The following is a 17,320-nucleotide window of genomic DNA, read 5'->3' as shown; positions in this document are numbered from 1 at the left end:
ATCAGTTCTCGAAGATATCGGCACGATTATGAGCGGACGCAATCGCGTCAGCCGTTTGACCAATAGTGGGGCCGTTGGCCCGGACGAACTCACGGACCTGCTCGCGCTGGACCGGCGTGCCCGTGTCTGTGAGCGGGATCAGATACGGTGCCACAACGTCCGTCTCGCGCAGCTTCCAGGCAATCAGCAGGGCTTCGGCGTCGTCATCCGACAAGCGTGAGGCCAGGGCAGCGTCCTCAACCCAGCCGCCGGATTCCAGCGTGCCAGACTCTGGCTTACCAGACTCTTGCGTTCCAGACTCTGGCGTACCAGCGTACCACAGGGTCAGACCGTCGGTCAGACGGTTGGCGGTGAGCAGTTTCATGCGCGGGCTTTCTCGACGATTTCGGTGACGGCGGCGCTGCCATAGAGGCTCGCGACTTCGCCGATGATCAACAGGGCGGGACCGCGCGGCGCGGCGGCGGCGATAGCCGTCTCCAGCTCGCCCAGGGAGGTCAGGGTGCGGCGTTCTTCGCGACGCGTGCCGTTTTCGATGATCAGCACCGGCGTATCGGGCAGGCGGCCATGGTGCATGAGCTTGCCGGAGAGTTCGCGCGCGGTGGCCACACCCATATAGACGACCAGGGTGTGGTGCGGCGCCGACAGGGCTGACCAGTCCAGCATCAGCGGGTTGTTGTGATCGCCGTCCTTGCTGTGGCCGGTGATGAAGGTCACGCTTTGAGCGTGGTCGCGATGGGTCAGCGGCACACCCGTCGAAGCAGCACAACCGAGTGCCGCGGTGATGCCCGGTGTGACATGGACCTCGACGCCGGCCTCGCGCAGGGCCTGGACCTCTTCGCCACCACGGCCAAAGACGAAGGGGTCGCCGCCCTTGAGGCGGACAACGCGCTTGCCCAGGCGGGCCTGTCCGACCAGCAGATCGTGGATCTGGTCCTGCGGCACAGAGTGGTTGGAGCGCTGCTTGCCAACGTAGAAGCGTTCGGCATCGCGCCGGGCCAGGTCCATGACGGCATCACCAACCAGGCGGTCAAAAACGATGACGTCGGCTTCCCCCAGCAGGCGCAGGGCCTTCAGGGTCAGCAGTTCGGGATCGCCCGGACCGGCACCGACCAGGTGAACGACGCCCGTGCGCTCGCCACGCGTCACCAACGCCTGTTCGACGGCCTCTTCCACCCGACCAGTGCGGGCCAGGTCGGCAGCCGGCGATTTCAGGACATCTTCCCATACCCGTCGGCGCTCATCGACATTAGGGATGGCTTCACGCAATTTCGGGCTAAGGCGCAAGGCAAATTCGGCGAGATGGGCTTCCGATGGCGGGATGGCGGCTTCGATCCTGGTGCGGGTTTCGCGCGCCAGGACGGGGGCGACACCGCCAGTGGCGATACCGATGCTCAACGGGCCGCGATCGACGATGGCGGGAAAGTGGAAGTCCGACAGATCGGGAAAGTCGACGACATTGAGCGGCGCACGCGCGCTGCGGGCCAGTTCGGCGCCCTTTTCAGCCAGGCCCCGGTCTTCGAAGGCAACCACGATCAGGGCGGCGCCGTCGAGTTCCGACGTCTGCGGCCAGCGGACGTGGAGCGTGGCTTCAGCTTCGATATGGGTGGGGTCGGTGGGAGTGAAGATAGTGAGTTGCGCGGGCGTCCGGCGCAGCAGGTTGACCTTGCGCACCAGCCATTCGCCGGCGCCGATCAGCACGACGCGGCGGTCTTTCAACGGCCAGGACAGGGGCAGGGCTAACATGGGATCTATACTCAGGACGGTCTCGTATCCGAAACTTATGTAGGGTTTCTGCCCCCTGAAATAAAGCGATGGTTTGTGACGCCTGAGTTAAGGGCGACTAACCTTCTCGCTGGTGGTGGTTCTGACACGCCTATGGCTTTGGAAATCTCGATAAAAAGGGTATCCACAGATAAGTCAGACAAGCCAGATGGGCGCACCTTACCCCTGTCCTGGATCCTCGCAACTGACGCGCATGGCGCGGCATCAGGTCCAGCAAATCGCACAGCCATATCGAAAAGCTCCCAACTCTTCTTCGCGTCTTCGCGACTTCGCGTGAAATTTTCTGGCTTGGGTGTTCCAGGCCGGTTTGACAGAGCAGCGGCGTTTTTACACGAAGACGCGAAGGAAGAGGTGACAACCCTGCTTCGCTCCGCCTCGACATGGTGCGGAATGACGTCTTTCATCAAATTAATGTCCAGATAGTTTTATTAAACTGCGAAACGCGTTATGACGGCGCCCGCTTCAGTTGGGATAAGGTTATGTCGCGCGATCGTTTGCCGCCGCTGTCGGCGCTTCGGGTTTTCGAAGCGGCGGCGCGGCACGAAAGCTTCAAACAGGCAGCCGAAGAGCTGTTCGTTACGCCAGGCGCCGTGTCGCAGCAGATCCGTCTGCTGGAAGACCATGTCGGTGTCGAGCTGTTCGTGCGCGATGGCCGCCGCGTGGTTTTGTCCGATGCCGGCAAGGCCTCGGCCCAGATTCTGAAAGAAGCCTTCGAGAAGATGTTCGAGGCGACGCGGCTGATGAAGTCCGGCACGCAGAAGGGCCGCGTCACCGTTTCGGCCGCGCCCAGCTTTGCCGCCAAGTGGTTGATGCCACGTCTTTATGAGTTTAGCGCCGCTAACGAAGATATCGATGTTTGGGTCAGCGCCGATATGGCGCCGGTAGACTTCGCCGTCAGCGATATCGACCTGGCTGTGCGTTACGGCAACGGCCACTATAATGGGCTGCATGTCGAGCATCTCTTGCCCGAGGCGGTGGTGCCGGTGTGCTCGCCGCTGCTGTTCGAGGCCGCGCCGATCCGCAAGCCCGAGGACCTCGCGCATCACGTCCTGCTGCACGATCTCGGCGCCGAGACCGATCCGTCCTGTCCCGACTGGGCGATGTGGCTGAAGGCCCATGGCGTCGACGGCGTCGATGCCAGCCGCGGTCCGCGTTTCAATCAAAGCTCCATGGTCATCGAGGCCGCGGTCTCGGGCCGTGGTGTTGCCCTGGCCAAGCGAACGATTGCTGAGGCCGATCTGCACGCGGGCCGGCTGAAGGTGTTGTTCGATGAAAAGGACAAGCCTCTGGACTATGGCTATTGGCTGGTGTGGCCGCAGACGCGCGAACCCAGCGCGGCCCAGGTGCGCTTTATGGACTGGCTGCGTAGCCAGGCAAAGGCCAGCAGCGATGCGGCGCCCAAGCGTGCCGACGAACGGCCGGTGTTCGCCGCCCAGGATATTTGAGACTTACGCCACGTCGTACCATGGCGGGGTCGGCAGACCCTTTTCCTTGAGGAAAGCCGGGTTGAAGATCTTCGACGCATAGCGGTTGCCGTAGTCGCACAGCACGGTGACGATCGTCTTGCCCGGGCCCAGGTCCTTTGCCATCTTCATGGCGCCGACCACGTTTAGCGCCGCCGATGTTCCCATACACAGGCCTTCCGTCTGGATCATGTCGTAAAGCACCGGCAACCATTCTTCATCGGCCACCTGATACGAACGGTCGATAGTGATACCGTCAAGGTTGCCGGTAATGCGGCCCTGGCCGATGCCTTCGGTGATCGAAGACCCCTCCGACTTCAACTCGCCGGTGGTGTAGTAGCTGTAGAGCGCCGCGCCATATGGATCGGCCAGGCCGATCTGGATGTCCGGGTTCTGCGACTTGAAATAAAGACTGAGGCCGCCAAGGGTTCCGCCCGAACCGACGGCGCAAATAAAGGCGTCGAGTTTGCCACCGGGCGTGTCCAGGATTTGGGCCAGGATTTCCGGCCCGGTGCTGTCGATATGGGCCTGGCGGTTGGCGGCATTGTCGAACTGGTTCGCCCACACTGCGCCCAGTTCCTCGGCCAGGGTGCCCGAATAGCGGACATAGTTGTTCGGATTGGCGTAAGGCACCGCGTCGACTTCGATCAGCTGCGCGCCCAGTTGCCGGATGGCGTCCTTTTTTTCCTGCGCCTGGGTGCGCGGGATCACGATAACGCACTTGTAGCCCAAGGCATTGGCGACCATGGCCAGGCCGATGCCGGTATTGCCGGCCGTGCCTTCAACAATGGTGCCGCCGGGCTTCAGGTTGCCCTTCGCCTCATGGTCGCGGATGATCCATAGGGCGGCGCGGTCCTTGACCGACTGGCCCGGGTTCAAAAATTCTGCCTTGCCGTAGATGTCGCAACCCGTGGCGTCCGATGCCGCTTTAAGGCGGATCAGCGGCGTATTGCCGATCAGGTCGATGACGGAAGAGACGGTCTTGGCCATAGCGGGGCTCCGGGAAAGGTTGCGCTTGCTATCAAATCTGAGGGCGCAACCCAAGCGATGGATTCTAATCGCCTGATTTAGTGAACCTCCCTGCGAAACCTACCCTACCGCCTTTTTTACCTGTCGGGCACAGGATGACCGGTGTTTCGAGGAGGCCTGTGCAATGGCACTTTAAGCTTTTGTCTAAAGGTGCATCTTTACCCGAAACGTGCGTAACAGTTTCCGGGACACGCTCTAACTCTTGTCTTTCCGACTTCGGGTCCGTAATAGCGGGACGTTCGCCCCTGCTCAGGATTGTCAATGGCTGTCTTTACGCACGTTTCCGATGACGATGCCCGGGCCTATCTGCGCGCCTACGACATCGGCGACCTGATCCACCTCGAAGGCATCGAGGAAGGCGTTTCCAACACCAATTTCAAGGTCGAGACCACGTCTGGTCTCTACGCGCTGACGCTGTTCGAGTCCGCCACGCCGTGGGACGACCTGCCGTGGTTCATGGACTATACCCTCTATCTTGATCGCAAGGGCTATCCGGCGCCGGGGCCGGCGCTGAAGCGCGATGGCTCCAGCCTGGGGGAAATCAACGGCAAGCCGTGCGCCCTGATCCGGTGGCTGCCCGGCCGTTGGCCGCGCAATCCGGATGTCCGCCACGCGGCGTCGGCGGGCGAATACCTGGCTCGGTTGCATCTGGTCGGGGGGGATTTCCCGCAGATCCGCGGCAACAGCATGGGCATTGACATGTGGCCAAACCTGATCGCCCGGTGCGACCCGGCGGCGGCCGGGTCGCCGCGCGCTCTGGCTATACTGGAGGATTTCCGCCAGGAACTGGCCTTGCTGCAGCAAGAATGGCCGCAGGACCTGCCGAAAGGTGCCATCCATGCCGACTATTTCACCGACAATGTGCTGATGAACGAAGACGGTCAGGTGACGGGCGTCATCGACTATTATTATGCCTGCACCGATTTCTATGCCTACGATCTCGCGGTGGCGCTGAACGCCTGGGGCTTTACGCCGGGTGGCCAGCCGATGCCGGAGATGATCCACGCCTTTGCCGCCGCCTATAACGTCCTTCGACCGTTGTCCGAAGCCGAGGTCGCTGCCCTGCCGCTATTTGCCCGCGGCTCGGCCATGCGCTTTACCCTGACGCGGCTGTATGATCTGTTGAACCACGACCCGTCGTGGGTGGTGAAGCCCAAGGATCCGGAAGCCTTTTACCGGCGGCTGGACTACCATCGTACCGTGCAAGGTGGCGACGCCTATTTCTGACGGGAGATGATTACGCGGGGAGGGGTAGAATGTTTCGACAAATGTTCGTCATGTTGGCGTTAAAGATGTTGGCCGTCGTACCCGCCCAAGCGTACCCGAGCTGTTTTCCGCTGTTGTAGACGTTACGGCCGAAGTCGCGCCGGACGCGCTCAACAAGCTTGCGTCAATGCGTGGTACCAAAAGGCGATACCTGGCACGCAAGCCAGAGGCAATCCATCCAGGGCGAACAGATCTCCCCGTTTTGGAGACATCGTCTGGATGGTGGATCAGCAGAAATATCGGTCAGGCTGACCTCAAGCGAGCGCTCAGCGCTTTGGCGCTGGCGACCGGCTTGACTTTGGGAAAAGATGTTATTTATCCAGCACCGGCGAATTCGTTCAAGCATCTGATTATGCGGTAAAACCTGTTACCGCCCTAAGCGCTTCCGCCTGGTCATTGGGGATGGCCGTGATCTTTTCCTTCAGGCCATGAAGCGCCTGGATCGCCTCTGGGACCTCCGGTGCGAAGCCCAGGGCGTTTGAGACGAAATCCGGGAACTTGGCCGGGTGGGCGGTAGCCAGAGCGATATGCGGGCCCGAACCCTTGCGCTTGAGCGCTGCGGCGACTCCCACGGCGGTGTGCGGGCAAATCACCTTGTTCCAGGTCTTCCAGGCGTGTTGGATGGTAGCGGCGGTCTCGGCCTCGGAAATGGTGCTGGCGGTGACTTCTTTCAGGCAGGCAGACTGAAGCTCGCCGGACAGACGAACCTCGCCGCGGGCGGCGAAGGTTTCGAAAAAGCCGCGCGTGCCGGCGGCCGAGCGGCCCGAGGCTTCGAAGATCAGGCGTTCGAAGTTGGACGGCGCCTGGACATCCATACTGACCGACGCGGATTCAACAGCCTGGCGGCGGATATACTTGCCATCGTTCAGAGCCTGGGACAGGGCGTCGTTGCGGTTCACCGCGGCATGGAGGTGGCCGATGTTTCCGCCGATTTTGCGCCCGGCCCAACCGGCGAAGGCGTCGCCGAAATTGCCGGTCGGCACCACAAAGTTTGGCCGATCGGCGCCCGACGCCGCACTGGCGGCGAGATAATAGGGCACCTGGCCCAGCAGCCGGCCCCAGTTGATGGAATTGACGCTGGAGATCAGGCCGCGCGCTTTCAGGCTATCGTCGCCCAGCAAGCTTTTGACGATACGTTGGCAGTCGTCGAAATCACCTTCTACACCGATGTTAAGGACATTATCAGCCGTGACCGTGGTCATCTGCAGGCGCTGCACTGCCGAGACCCGGCCAAGGGGATGGAAGACGATCAGGCGAACGCGCGCCGAACCGGCAAAGGCCCGCACGGCAGCGGCGCCGGTATCGCCCGAGGTGGCGGTGACCAGGGTCAGGTTGTCACCGGTCTGGGCCAGGGCGGCGTCGGTCAGCGGGGCGATCATCTGCATGGCCATGTCTTTGAAGGCGAGCGTCGGACCATGATAGAGCTCCAGCAGCCAGAGATTGTCCTCCAGCCGGGTCAGCGGCGTTTCGCCGTCGCGCAGGAAGGCCGCTGCGGTCCGCTCGGCGGCTACGCGGACGGCGGGGGCGCCCAGGACGTCGACGCCGAACAGGTTGAGCAGCTTTTCGGTCAGGTCGGCATAGGGGCCGCTGGCCGCGGCATTAAGATCGAATTCCGGGGTCGGGTAAACCGCGGGTACGTACAAACCGCCATCTGGTGCAAGGCCGTCAAGCAGAGCTCCGGCAAAGGTCTTGGGGCCGGTGAATCCGCGCGTACCTATATAGTTCATTTTGTTACCAAATTTCCTTGGCAGAGTTACAACTTGCGGCCCGTTGCGCTTATGCTACAAGCCGCCCCCGATCACCCCGCTTTACACATGTCAAGCCCTGGGGCGGCCTATCATTTTCAGGCAGGCGAGAAAAGAGCCTTCATGTCCGCGACCGCCACAAATCCTGTCCTGCCGGATATTCTGGCGCAGGCGAAGCGTATCACGATCAAGGTCGGCTCGTCCCTGGTCATCGACGCGGCGTCCGGAAAGGCCAACGCAGCCTGGATGGCCGGCCTGGCGGACGATATCGCCGCCCTTAAGGCGCAAGGGCGATCAGTGATGCTGGTATCTTCGGGGGCGGTGGCGCTGGGACGGCGCTATCTCGGCCTGTCGCGGACCAAGCTGAAGCTGGACGAGAAACAGGCCGCCGCCGCCGCCGGGCAACCCCTGCTCATGAGCGCCTGGGAGGTGGCGTTTTCGGCGGTTGGCATCAAGACCGCCCAGGTGCTTCTGACGCGCGAAGATACCGAAAAGCGCCGGCGCTGGCTGAATGCCCGGGCAACGGTCGATACCCTGTTCGATCTCGGCTGCGTTCCCATCGTCAATGAGAACGACACGGTGGTGACCGAGGAGATCCGCTATGGCGACAATGACCGTCTGGCGGCGCGGGCGGCGCAACTGGTGCGGTCGGAAGCCTTAATTCTGCTGTCGGACATCGACGGTCTGTACACCAGTGACCCGCGCAAGGATCCGAACGCCGAACATATCGCCGTGGTCGAAAAGCTGGATGCCCGCATCGAGGCCATGGCCGGCGGCGCCAATGTCCTGGCCGGAGTCGGTACCGGCGGCATGGCCACCAAGATCGCCGCGGCCAAGATCGCCGGGTCGGCCGGTTGCGCCACCCTGATCGCGCTCGGCTCGGTTCATCGGCCGTTGTCGAGCCTGGGCGGCCCGGCCGGCGCGCGCTTTACTCTGTTCAAGCCGCAGGCCTCGCTTTCGGCGGCCTATAAGGCGTGGATCGCCGGGACGGTCGTGCCGGCGGGCAAGGTGATGCTGGACGAAGGGGCGGTGCGCGCCCTGCATAATGGCAAATCGCTGTTGCCGTCAGGCATTGTCGAGGTCATCGGCCAGTTCGACAAGGGCGACACGGTATCGATTACCTCACCGGCCGGGGTCGAGGTCGCACGCGGCATTGTCAGCTATGGCGCCGACGATATTCGGCATATTCGTGGTCGGACCAGCAGGGACATTGAGGCGATCCTGGGGTACACCAGCGGAGACGAGGTCATCCACCGCGACGATATGGTTTTGGTTTAGAGAAGAAAAGGTCTGATATGACGGACGCTGCGGGCCCCTTTATCGAACTTCTGCGTCCGCACATGGACGAACCGGCGCAAAGCTATTTTTTCGACCTGCTGGAACAGGCGTCGGTCTATCTGGAATATGGCAGCGGCGGCAGCACGGTCTGCGCCGCGCACACAATCAACATCTCCACCGTCATTTCGGTAGAAAGCGATCCGCAATGGATCGGGCATGTTCGCCATAATCTGGGCGAGGTCGCGCACAAGGTTCACCTCGAACACGCCGATGTTGGTCCGGTGGTCGACTGGGGACGGCCGCGCGATCGCGGCGGCATCGACACCTATCACAACTACGCCACCCAGCCGTGGGAGATCGCCTGGCGCCTGGGCGTGATGCCCGATCTGATCATGGTGGACGGCCGTTTCCGCGTTGCCTGTTTTCTGTACAGCCTGGTCTGCGCGCCGGAAGGGGCGACAATGATCCTGGACGACTATGTCGGCCGCGACCACTACAAGGTGGTCGAGGATTTCTGTCCGCTGTTCGAAATGTCGGGCCGGATGGCCGTGTTCAAAGTGACCAAAAGCTATGAACTGCCGCAGCTGATGAAGCAGTTCGCCCGTCATTCCATCCTGGCGGATTGAGCGCCGAATCGATCATATCCCATGAAACCGTCGCCTTTTTTCGCGTTTGCGCTATAAGGCGGGCGAGACAAGGATCATCCGATGGCCGACCAATCCCGCACCCAAACGCTGCCCAAGACTTTAACGGACCTGATGTTCGCCATGGCCGACAGGGCCAAAATGGGCGCAGAGGCCCTGCGCCTGGCCGGACAAGAGGTGCGCACACAGGCCATTCTGGAATCGGCAAAGGCCATCCGGGCCCGTGCGACCGAGATACTGTCCGCCAATGACGCCGATCAGGCGTCGGCGCGCGACAAGGGTCTGACCGACGCCATGATCGAGCGGCTGATCCTCAATCCCGCCCGTGTCGAAGCCATGGCCAGGGGGCTGGAAGAGGTTGCCAACCTGCCCGATCCTGTCGGTCGCGAACTGGCGCGATGGACGCGGCCCAATGGGCTGGATATCGCCCGGGTCTCGACCCCCATCGGCGTCATCGCCATCATCTATGAATCGCGCCCCAATGTGACAGCCGATGCGGCCGCCCTGTGCATCCGTTCGTCCAATGCCGCCATTCTGCGTACGGGTTCTGAAGCGCTTAACTCAGCCCTGGCCATCTATGCCGCTTTCGAAGACGGTTTGCGCGCCGCCGGTTTGCCCGATTGCTGCGTGCAACTGGTGCCGACCTCCGACCGCGACGCCGTCGGCCTGATCCTCGGCGGACTGGGTGGAGCCATCAACCTGATCATTCCGCGCGGCGGCAAGTCGCTGGTCGCCCGTGTTCAGGCCGAGGCCCGCGCCCCCGTGCTGGCGCATCTGGAGGGGCTGAATCACACCTATGTCCACAGCGCTGCCGATCCCGACAAAGCCGTGGCGGTGACCGTGAACGCCAAGATGCGCCGGGTGTCGGTGTGCGGCGCGACCGAGACTTTGCTGATCGACCAAGCTGTCGCCGCCGACCTGCTGCCGAAAATCGCTGACGCCCTGGTCGCCAGGGGTTGCGAGTTGCGCGGCGATGACGCGGCGCAAGCCATCTATCCGATGACAGCAGCGACGCAGGACGACTGGAAGACCGAATACCTCCTGCCGATCCTGGCGGTGAAAGTGGTCGACGGTCTCGATGACGCTATCGCCCATATCAGAACCTACGGATCGGGCCATACCGAGGCCATCATCACCGAGGATGCCAAGGCCGCCGAGGCATTCCTCAATGAGGTCGATTCGGCCATTGTGATCTGGAATGCCTCGACGCAATATGCCGACGGCGGTGAGTTCGGGCTGGGTGCCGAAATCGGGATTTCAACCGATCGGCTGCATGCCCGAGGTCCGGTGGGTGCGGAGCAATTAACCACGTTTAAATATGTCGTCCGGGGTGAAGGCCAGACCCGTCCCTAGACTGGACCCCAGAACCGTCCAGATAACCGTTCTGAACCTCGCGCAAACAGCGAAAAAACTCCACAGTTTCCTTATGTTTCATGTCTTCCAGGCGAGTTGTCACGGGACTGTCGTCAAATCGATTTAAGAGCGCCGTTCTTTTGGATTATGGAAGTTCTAACGGACTTCAGATGTAGTGGGTGTATGGACAAGCGGAAATCAGTTTGGAACGTGGTTCCGGCCGGCAGCGTGATCGGTATGCTCGCGTTGGTCGGCATTGCCATGTTGCCGGTATTGCGGCCCTTTTTGATCTATGCTGCCCTGTTGGTCGTTGCCTTTACCCTGTACAAGTACCTGGTGGTCGTCGGTGACGCCGAGAGCCGGATCAAGTCGCTTAAGGCCCCGGAAAAGCAGATCAAGGTCCAGCCCCAGGGGCCCAGCTTCCAGGAGGTCCTGCGCGCCATCCCTGATCCGGTGATGATCGTTTCCGGCATCGAGCCCGACGATATCGCCGGCCGCTGGATCGTCTTCGCCAATACGGCGGCCCAGACCATGTTCCGCATGGACGGCGAGGGCGGGCTGCTGGTCAGCACCATTCGTAACCCCGAAGTACTGGAATGCGTCGATGAAGCCCTGTTCGGCGGCATCAGCGCCTCGACCGTTTACGACCTGGCCGGTGGCGCCCGCGACCAGATCTGGCGCGCCTATTCCAGCCCTTTACCCGTAACGGGACCCCAGCGCCTGGCCCTGCTGACCCTGCGCGACGAGACCGATGCCCGTCGCATGGAGCGCATGCGTGCCGACTTTTTGGCCAATGCCTCGCACGAACTGCGTACACCCCTGGCGTCGTTGACCGGATTTATCGAGACCCTCCGCGGCTCGGCCAGGGAAGACGAAAAGGCGCGCGAAAAGTTCCTCGACATCATGGCCACCCAGGCCGAGCGCATGCGCCGGCTGATTCAGGACCTGCTGTCGCTGTCACGCATCGAGCTGAATGAGCACGTGCCGCCGTCGGGCGAAGCCGATCTGACCCTGGCGGCGCGCGACGTCGCCGACGGATTGTCGTTGATGGCGCGTGACAAGCGCGTCAATATCGTCATCCGTGCCCCCAAGCCCGGCCTGTATCCCATCATCGGAGATCGCGACCAGATCCTGCAGGTGATGCAGAACCTGGTCGACAATGCCCTGAAATACGCACCGGCCGGGTCGGAGATTCTGGTCGATATTCGCTACGACCTGACCCTGGAGCAGGCGGTGGCCGGCAGCAACAGCGGCGCGGCACGGCTGGTCCTGTTGCGTCCGGACCGCAATGTCCACGACTTTTACGCCCAGGTAACGGTGCGCGACGCCGGTTCGGGCATCCGGCGCGAATTCTTGCCGCGCCTGGCCGAACGCTTCTATCGCGTCGAAGGCCAAAAGAGCGGCGACAAGCTGGGGACAGGCCTCGGCCTGGCCATCGTCAAGCATATCATCAACCGGCACCGCGGCGGCCTGGTGGTTGAGAGCCAGAGTGTGTCGGTCGCCAGCGCCACAGACGTACTGGAGCGCACGCCGACCGAAAAGGTCGCCAGCCTGCATGCAACTGAGCCTGTCACCTTCACTGCCTTCAGCGCCTGTTTCCCGCAAGCCCGGGCCCACGGCATCGGCGCCGACACGCCGCGGCTGGTGATCTCGGACGGTTTGCCACGCAACCTCAAAGACGCGGTCTGAGGTTGTTTAGAGCGCAATCCGATAAAGTGTGACGCACCCGCACGGGCGCTCCCGTTTTCGGATAAATTGCGCGACAAAACAAAAACTTATACCAACCCGCGAAATTCTTGATACAGCGCGGGTTGGCAAACGCGCCAGCGTACGTTTCTGGGGCGCCCCCTGCCAACGGGTCAAGAGTCGAGAGCATTCGCCGGTGGGCTTAAATTGCGAGGACTTGCGCGTTAACCCTTGTTTCTTTCGCGCGTGCGGGATGACATAATAAAACTGTCACAAAATTCCCCTAAAGCCCCTGTAAAATCTTGGTTACACTTCGGGTTTAGACTGGCGAATCATTGCCCGGCCTACGACCTTGATAGCCGGATCAGGATGAAGGGTATCGCAGTTGGCACAGTTCAAGATGGGCGCGCACATCGTCAAGACCTACCAGGAAGAGCTGGATCAGCTCAGTGCCGAGGTAGTTCTGATGGGAGGGCTTGCCGAAGCCCAGGTCGCCGATGCTGTCGAAGCCGTTGCGCGGCGGGATGTCGCCCTGGCCCACAGCGTGGTCCTGCGTGATCACAAACTCGATGAACTGGAAAAGGACATCGAGCGCAAATGCATCCGCCTGATCGCCCTGCGCCAACCCATGGCCGACGACCTGCGCCGGACGGTTGCCGCCATGAAACTGGCGACTTCGCTGGAACGTACCGGCGACCTGGCCAAGAACATCGCCAAACGCGCTCTGGTCATCGCCGAAGTCGAACCCATGACGCCGCTGACCCGGTCGATCGAGCGCATGGGCAAGCTGGTATCGTCACGCCTGCGCGACGTGCTGGACGCTTACAAGGCGGGCAAACTGGACCTGGCGCAGAATGTCTGGTCTTCAGACACAGAGGTCGACGAACACTACAACGCCCTGTTCCGCGAGCTTCTGACCTACATGATGGGCGATCCGCGCACCATTTCGGCCTGCACGCATCTGCTGTTCATGGCCAAGAATCTGGAACGTATCGGTGACCATGCCACCAACATGGCCGAACATATCCATTATGAGCTGACGGGCGAAGACTATGTCGAAGACCGTCCCAAGGGCAACACCTTAAGTTCCATAGAGTGAGCATGCGACCTTACATCATCATCGCCGAAGACGAGGACGCCCTGTCGACGCTCCTCCACTACAACCTTGAAAAAGAAGGCTACGAGACCGCCATGGCGGCCGACGGCGACGAGGCGCTGGTGATGATCAAGGAGCGTCAGCCTGACCTGCTGGTGTGCGACTGGATGATGCCCAAGGTGTCGGGGATCGAGGTCTGCCGGCGGCTGCGTTCGGCGGCGCCGACGCGCAACCTGCCGATCGTTATGCTGACGGCTCGTTCGGAAGAAAGCGACCGCATCCGCGGTCTCGATACCGGGGCCGATGACTATGTCGTCAAGCCGTTTTCGATGGTCGAATTCATGGCCCGTATCCGCGCCGTCCTTCGCCGCATCCGGCCGGGCCTGAGCGAGGATCGCGTGGAATTCGGCGAAATCAGCGTCGACCGCCTGTCGCACCGTGTCCAGCGCGGCGGCCGTGACATCCACCTCGGGCCGACGGAATACAAGCTGCTCGACCATTTCATGCAGTATCCCAAGCGCGTGTTCTCGCGTGAGCAACTGCTGGACGCCGTGTGGGGCAATGACGTCTATGTTGAGGCGCGCACCGTCGACGTCCACATCGGCCGTTTGCGCAAGGCGCTGAACCGGGATGACGAGTTCGATCCGATCCGCACAGTGCGCTCGGCCGGATATTCGCTGGACATTCAGGGGTGATTTGACGGCGTTTCTGGCAGTGTTAACTTGCGCGCCACGAAACACGCTCTTCTTTTGCTCGCTTTCGTTGACGCGCCCACCTTGGCCGGCCTGCCATTGGACGTCTCAGTCCTAAAGCGCAATCCGATAAAGTGTGCCGCACCCGCACGGGCGCTCCCGTTTTCGGATAGATTGCGCGACACAACAAAAACCTAGAGCGGGATTTTGAGTCCATTAAAACTCATCCCGCTCTACAGTCTTCCTGCTAAGCCGCCACGGGACTTTCGGTGGCCAAAAGTGCATCATACGCGCTCTCGACCGCGGCGATGAAGACGGGATTCCCTGCCAGGCTCTCCGGGAAAACCGCTCGCACGGCCAGGAAAGCCGCCACATCGGCGCGCGTGTCCGTCAATCCCTTGCCAAGGGCGATCAGGTCGGCTGCCATAGGATCGGCAAGTGGTTCACCCGACACGGCCTTGTTGCGCACGAAGCGCATCCACGCCGCCAGAGGCACGGCCAGGCGCGAAACATCATGGCCCTGGGCCAAGGCTTCGGACAGCGAACTCAAAATCCGGATCGGCAGTTTCTGAGAACCGTCCCAGGCGATCTGGGACAGCAAATGGCGGATGGCCGGGTTGCGAAAGCGCTTCAGGATGGCCTCGCAATAGCCCGGCAGGTCCATGCCCTTTGGCGTCTCCAGCAGCGGCACGACATCCTTCAGCATCAGGTCGCGTACCAGTCCCGACAGTTCCGGATCGTTCATCGCCTGCGACACGGTTTCATAGCCCTTGTGCAGGCCGGCATAGGCCAGGGTGGAATGCGGGCCGTTCAGCAGGCGCAGCTTGGCGCGTTCATAGGCCGGGACGTTGTCGGTCAAGATGACACCGACTGAAGCCCAGTCGGGGCCGCTGTCATGGACATGGTCTTCGATCACCCACTGGGTGAAGGCTTCGCGCTGGATCGGCCAGGCGTCGTGCAGACCGATGGCGTCCGCCACGCGGGCGCGCAGGGCGTCGTCGGTCGCCGGGGTGATGGAATCGACCATGGTGCACGGACACGCCAGGCCGGACTCGATCCAGGCGGCCAGTTCAGCATCTAACCGTGCGGCCAGGGCAACGACTGCCGCCTTTAAACGTTTGCCATTATTGGGCAGGTTGTCGCATGGAATCAGCACGAACGGTGCCTTGCCGCAATCACGTCGCTGGCGCAGGCCTTCGACGACATAGCCGACAAAGGATTTTGGCGCCCGGGGGTTGGCCAGATCGTGGGCGATATCGGCATGGCCGAAATCGAGCGCCCCGTCGGCCAGCAGGCAATAGCCTTTCTCCGTCACGGTCGATGTAACGATGCCACAGCCCAGCAGGCGTTCGAACACGGCCTCGGGGTTTTCCGGTCCGACCAGGACCTCACGGATCGAGGCGATGATCCTGTAACCGATCTCCTCGTCCAGGGTCGCCAGGGTGTAGAGGCCGTCCTGTGGGTTAAGTGCATCACGTACGCCGGTCGAATGCAGGGAAACACCGCAGATCCCCCAGCGCGGGTCGGTAGCCGCCAGGGCGTCGAGATAGGCTGCCTGGTGGGCGCGGTGGAAGGCGCCGGGACCGAAATGGACGACACCCAGTTCCAGGGTGGTGGGATCATAGGCCGGCGTTTCAGCGTCAGCCTGTTCAAAATAGGCAAGGGAAAGCTTCACAGGGTGACTCCGTTCTTCCAGATGGCGATTTCGCGCTCGTCATTTTTCTCGTTGCAGCTAGGCTGGCCAGAAGCCGTTTGCAAGATCAACTCCATCAGGGAGTCGGTAGTCGCGTCGAGACCGTCGTTCAGCACACGGCCGGCGTCGAAGTCGATCCAGTGCGGCTTCTTTTGCGCCAAGGCCGAATTTGAGGCGATTTTCAGGGTTGGGGCAGGGAATCCCAGCGGCGTACCGCGTCCCGTCGTGAACAGGACGATCACCGCCCCCGCGGCCGTCAGGGCCGTCGACGACACGGCGTCGTTGCCTGGCGCTTCCAGCAGGCTGAGGCCCTTTTCGTGGGCACGTTCGCCGTAACGCATGACTTCGTTGAGCGGCGAGGTCCCGCCCTTTTGCACCGCGCCCAGGGATTTTTCCTCCAGGGTGGTGATACCGCCGGCCTTGTTGCCGGGCGACGGGTTTTCGAACACCGGCTGATTGTGGTTGAGGAAATACTGTTTGAAGTCGTTGACCACTGACACCACGCCGTCGAACACAGCTTGGTTCTTCGCACGGCCCATCAGGATGCGCTCGGCGCCGAAGATTTCGGGAATCTCGGTCATGATCGCCTGGCCGCCGGCGAAGGCCACCCGGTCAGCGACCTTGCCCACCAGCGGATTGGCCGTCAGGCCGGAGAAACCGTCCGAGCCACCGCACTTGACGCCGATGGCCAGGTCCGACAGGTCGCAGGGTTCGCGCTGGTCCTTTTCGATAACGGCAACCAGCTCTTCCAAGGCTTCGAGCCCGGTTTCGGTCTCGTCCTCGACCATCTGGGCGGCGAAATACTTCAACCGGTCCGCCGGGCGCTCGATGTCTTTCAGCAGAGCGGACAACTGATTGTTCTCGCAGCCCAGGCCGACGATCAGCACGCCGCCTGCATTGGGATGCATGGCCAGGGCCGCGATCAGCTTGCGGGTATGGTCGAGGTCGTCGCCGAGTTGGGAGCAGCCCAGCGGATGGGTCAGGGCATGGACGCCGTCGACACGGCCCTTGAAGCGCTCCGATGCCGAGCGAGCGAGCCGCTCAGAGGTGCGGGCGACGCAACCGACCGTGCACAGAATCCAGATTTCGTTGCGGATGCCGACCCGACCGTCCGACCTGCGATATCCCCAAAACTGCCCCGTCGTGAACTGGCCGGCAGTTGCGGCCGGGGTTTCTACCGGCACAGGTTGGTAGCTGTAATCCTCGACCCCCGACAGGGCGGTGGCCAGGTTATGACTGTGAATGTGCGCTCCGGCGGCGATCGCCTGGGTCGCCTTGCCAATGACGAAGCCGAACTTCCTCACCGCCTGGCCGGCCGGAATGTCATACAGGGCGATCTTGTGGCCCTTGGGGATATCGTTCGTCAGGGTAAGGGTCAGCCCGCAAGTGGTGACCGTTTCGCCGGCGAACACTTCCTCCAGCGCGACGGCAACATGGTCGTTTTCGTGGATACGCAGGATGCCGGGGCGCGCGACGTCCTTGCCGCCCAAACCGGCGCACCCAGTCTTGCTGTTGGCCGCCTGATCATCGGGCATAATTCACTCCATTGCAAAAACGCGTGCAAACCGCGGGCATTGCTTATATGGTAACCGG

The 17,320-nt window shown here is 62.0% G+C and carries 14 protein-coding genes; 8 read left to right on the top strand and 6 right to left on the bottom strand.

Annotated elements, in window-relative coordinates:
• Nucleotide 1 precedes the first annotated feature (1 nt).
• A complete protein-coding gene (locus ABAC402_RS23230; RefSeq protein WP_023448045.1) occupies nucleotides 2-364 on the bottom strand; it encodes a DUF2849 domain-containing protein in 363 nt (120 codons plus the stop codon).
• Complete coding sequence (gene cysG, locus ABAC402_RS23225; RefSeq protein WP_023448044.1) at nucleotides 361-1,743, bottom strand: siroheme synthase CysG; 1,383 nt, start codon at nucleotides 1,741-1,743, stop codon at nucleotides 361-363. Before cysG ends, ABAC402_RS23230 begins: the two co-directional genes overlap by 4 nt.
• A gap of 518 nt (nucleotides 1,744-2,261) precedes the next feature.
• Here cysG and gcvA point away from each other — a divergent pair.
• Nucleotides 2,262-3,227, top strand: a complete 966-nt coding sequence (gene gcvA, locus ABAC402_RS23220; protein WP_031235102.1) for a transcriptional regulator GcvA — start codon at nucleotides 2,262-2,264, stop codon at nucleotides 3,225-3,227.
• Nucleotides 3,228-3,230: 3 nt separating this feature from the next.
• Here the strand turns inward: gcvA and ABAC402_RS23215 are convergent, their stop codons facing one another.
• Nucleotides 3,231-4,235 carry a cysteine synthase A gene (locus ABAC402_RS23215; RefSeq protein WP_023448042.1) on the bottom strand — a complete coding sequence of 335 codons (1,005 nt, stop codon included), beginning with the start codon at nucleotides 4,233-4,235 and terminating at the stop codon, nucleotides 3,231-3,233.
• A gap of 300 nt (nucleotides 4,236-4,535) precedes the next feature.
• Here ABAC402_RS23215 and thrB point away from each other — a divergent pair, with 300 nt between their 5' ends.
• Complete coding sequence (gene thrB, locus ABAC402_RS23210; protein ID WP_023448041.1) at nucleotides 4,536-5,501, top strand: homoserine kinase; 966 nt, start codon at nucleotides 4,536-4,538, stop codon at nucleotides 5,499-5,501.
• A gap of 389 nt (nucleotides 5,502-5,890) precedes the next feature.
• Here thrB and thrC read toward each other — a convergent pair whose 3' ends face one another.
• Nucleotides 5,891-7,267, bottom strand: a complete 1,377-nt coding sequence (gene thrC, locus ABAC402_RS23205) for a threonine synthase (protein ID WP_023448040.1) — start codon at nucleotides 7,265-7,267, stop codon at nucleotides 5,891-5,893.
• Between the two features lie 141 nt (nucleotides 7,268-7,408).
• On the opposite strand from thrC, the gene proB reads away from it, so the two are divergent.
• From proB to phoB, 6 genes are all read left to right on the top strand, one after another.
• Nucleotides 7,409-8,563, top strand: coding sequence for a glutamate 5-kinase (gene proB, locus ABAC402_RS23200; protein WP_023448039.1), 1,155 nt, complete (start codon nucleotides 7,409-7,411; stop codon nucleotides 8,561-8,563).
• Nucleotides 8,564-8,580: 17 nt separating this feature from the next.
• Nucleotides 8,581-9,189: a hypothetical protein gene (locus ABAC402_RS23195; RefSeq protein ID WP_023448038.1), complete on the top strand. Its 609-nt coding sequence runs from the start codon at nucleotides 8,581-8,583 to the stop codon at nucleotides 9,187-9,189.
• 81 nt (nucleotides 9,190-9,270) lie between these two features.
• The gene (locus tag ABAC402_RS23190; RefSeq protein WP_023448037.1) at nucleotides 9,271-10,560 is read left to right on the top strand and encodes a glutamate-5-semialdehyde dehydrogenase; all 1,290 of its coding nucleotides are present in this window, start codon (nucleotides 9,271-9,273) and stop codon (nucleotides 10,558-10,560) included.
• A gap of 183 nt (nucleotides 10,561-10,743) precedes the next feature.
• On the top strand, nucleotides 10,744-12,249 hold the full coding sequence (locus ABAC402_RS23185; protein ID WP_023448036.1) for a histidine kinase dimerization/phospho-acceptor domain-containing protein: 1,506 nt from the start codon (nucleotides 10,744-10,746) through the stop codon (nucleotides 12,247-12,249).
• Nucleotides 12,250-12,646: 397 nt separating this feature from the next.
• The gene (gene phoU / locus ABAC402_RS23180) at nucleotides 12,647-13,345 is read left to right on the top strand and encodes a phosphate signaling complex protein PhoU (RefSeq protein ID WP_023448035.1); all 699 of its coding nucleotides are present in this window, start codon (nucleotides 12,647-12,649) and stop codon (nucleotides 13,343-13,345) included.
• A gap of 2 nt (nucleotides 13,346-13,347) precedes the next feature.
• The gene (phoB, locus tag ABAC402_RS23175) at nucleotides 13,348-14,037 is read left to right on the top strand and encodes a phosphate regulon transcriptional regulator PhoB (protein ID WP_031235099.1); all 690 of its coding nucleotides are present in this window, start codon (nucleotides 13,348-13,350) and stop codon (nucleotides 14,035-14,037) included.
• Nucleotides 14,038-14,281: 244 nt separating this feature from the next.
• Here phoB and ABAC402_RS23170 read toward each other — a convergent pair whose 3' ends face one another.
• Together ABAC402_RS23170 and ABAC402_RS23165 are read right to left on the bottom strand one after the other, a co-directional pair.
• Nucleotides 14,282-15,709: a mannitol dehydrogenase family protein gene (locus ABAC402_RS23170; RefSeq protein WP_023448033.1), complete on the bottom strand. Its 1,428-nt coding sequence runs from the start codon at nucleotides 15,707-15,709 to the stop codon at nucleotides 14,282-14,284.
• Nucleotides 15,706-17,262, bottom strand: coding sequence for a UxaA family hydrolase (locus ABAC402_RS23165; RefSeq protein WP_023448032.1), 1,557 nt, complete (start codon nucleotides 17,260-17,262; stop codon nucleotides 15,706-15,708). The genes ABAC402_RS23170 and ABAC402_RS23165 overlap by 4 nt, the downstream gene beginning before the upstream one ends.
• Nucleotides 17,263-17,320: the final 58 nt, after the last annotated feature.

Source organism: Asticcacaulis sp. AC402 (assembly GCF_000495835.1).
Lineage (GTDB): Bacteria > Pseudomonadota > Alphaproteobacteria > Caulobacterales > Caulobacteraceae > Asticcacaulis.
This window is presented reverse-complemented; position numbering and strand designations above follow the sequence as displayed.

Coding starts and splice junctions, on each gene's coding strand:
- gcvA (WP_031235102.1), top strand. CDS start 2,262: ATGTCGCGCGATCGTTTGCCGCCGCTGTCGGCGCTTCGGGTTTTCGAA.
- cysG (WP_023448044.1), bottom strand. CDS start 1,743: ATGTTAGCCCTGCCCCTGTCCTGGCCGTTGAAAGACCGCCGCGTCGTG.
- proB (WP_023448039.1), top strand. CDS start 7,409: ATGTCCGCGACCGCCACAAATCCTGTCCTGCCGGATATTCTGGCGCAG.
- ABAC402_RS23190 (WP_023448037.1), top strand. CDS start 9,271: ATGGCCGACCAATCCCGCACCCAAACGCTGCCCAAGACTTTAACGGAC.
- ABAC402_RS23195 (WP_023448038.1), top strand. CDS start 8,581: ATGACGGACGCTGCGGGCCCCTTTATCGAACTTCTGCGTCCGCACATG.
- ABAC402_RS23230 (WP_023448045.1), bottom strand. CDS start 364: ATGAAACTGCTCACCGCCAACCGTCTGACCGACGGTCTGACCCTGTGG.
- ABAC402_RS23185 (WP_023448036.1), top strand. CDS start 10,744: ATGGACAAGCGGAAATCAGTTTGGAACGTGGTTCCGGCCGGCAGCGTG.
- phoU (WP_023448035.1), top strand. CDS start 12,647: ATGGGCGCGCACATCGTCAAGACCTACCAGGAAGAGCTGGATCAGCTC.
- ABAC402_RS23215 (WP_023448042.1), bottom strand. CDS start 4,235: ATGGCCAAGACCGTCTCTTCCGTCATCGACCTGATCGGCAATACGCCG.
- phoB (WP_031235099.1), top strand. CDS start 13,348: ATGCGACCTTACATCATCATCGCCGAAGACGAGGACGCCCTGTCGACG.
- thrC (WP_023448040.1), bottom strand. CDS start 7,267: ATGAACTATATAGGTACGCGCGGATTCACCGGCCCCAAGACCTTTGCC.
- thrB (WP_023448041.1), top strand. CDS start 4,536: ATGGCTGTCTTTACGCACGTTTCCGATGACGATGCCCGGGCCTATCTG.
- ABAC402_RS23165 (WP_023448032.1), bottom strand. CDS start 17,262: ATGCCCGATGATCAGGCGGCCAACAGCAAGACTGGGTGCGCCGGTTTG.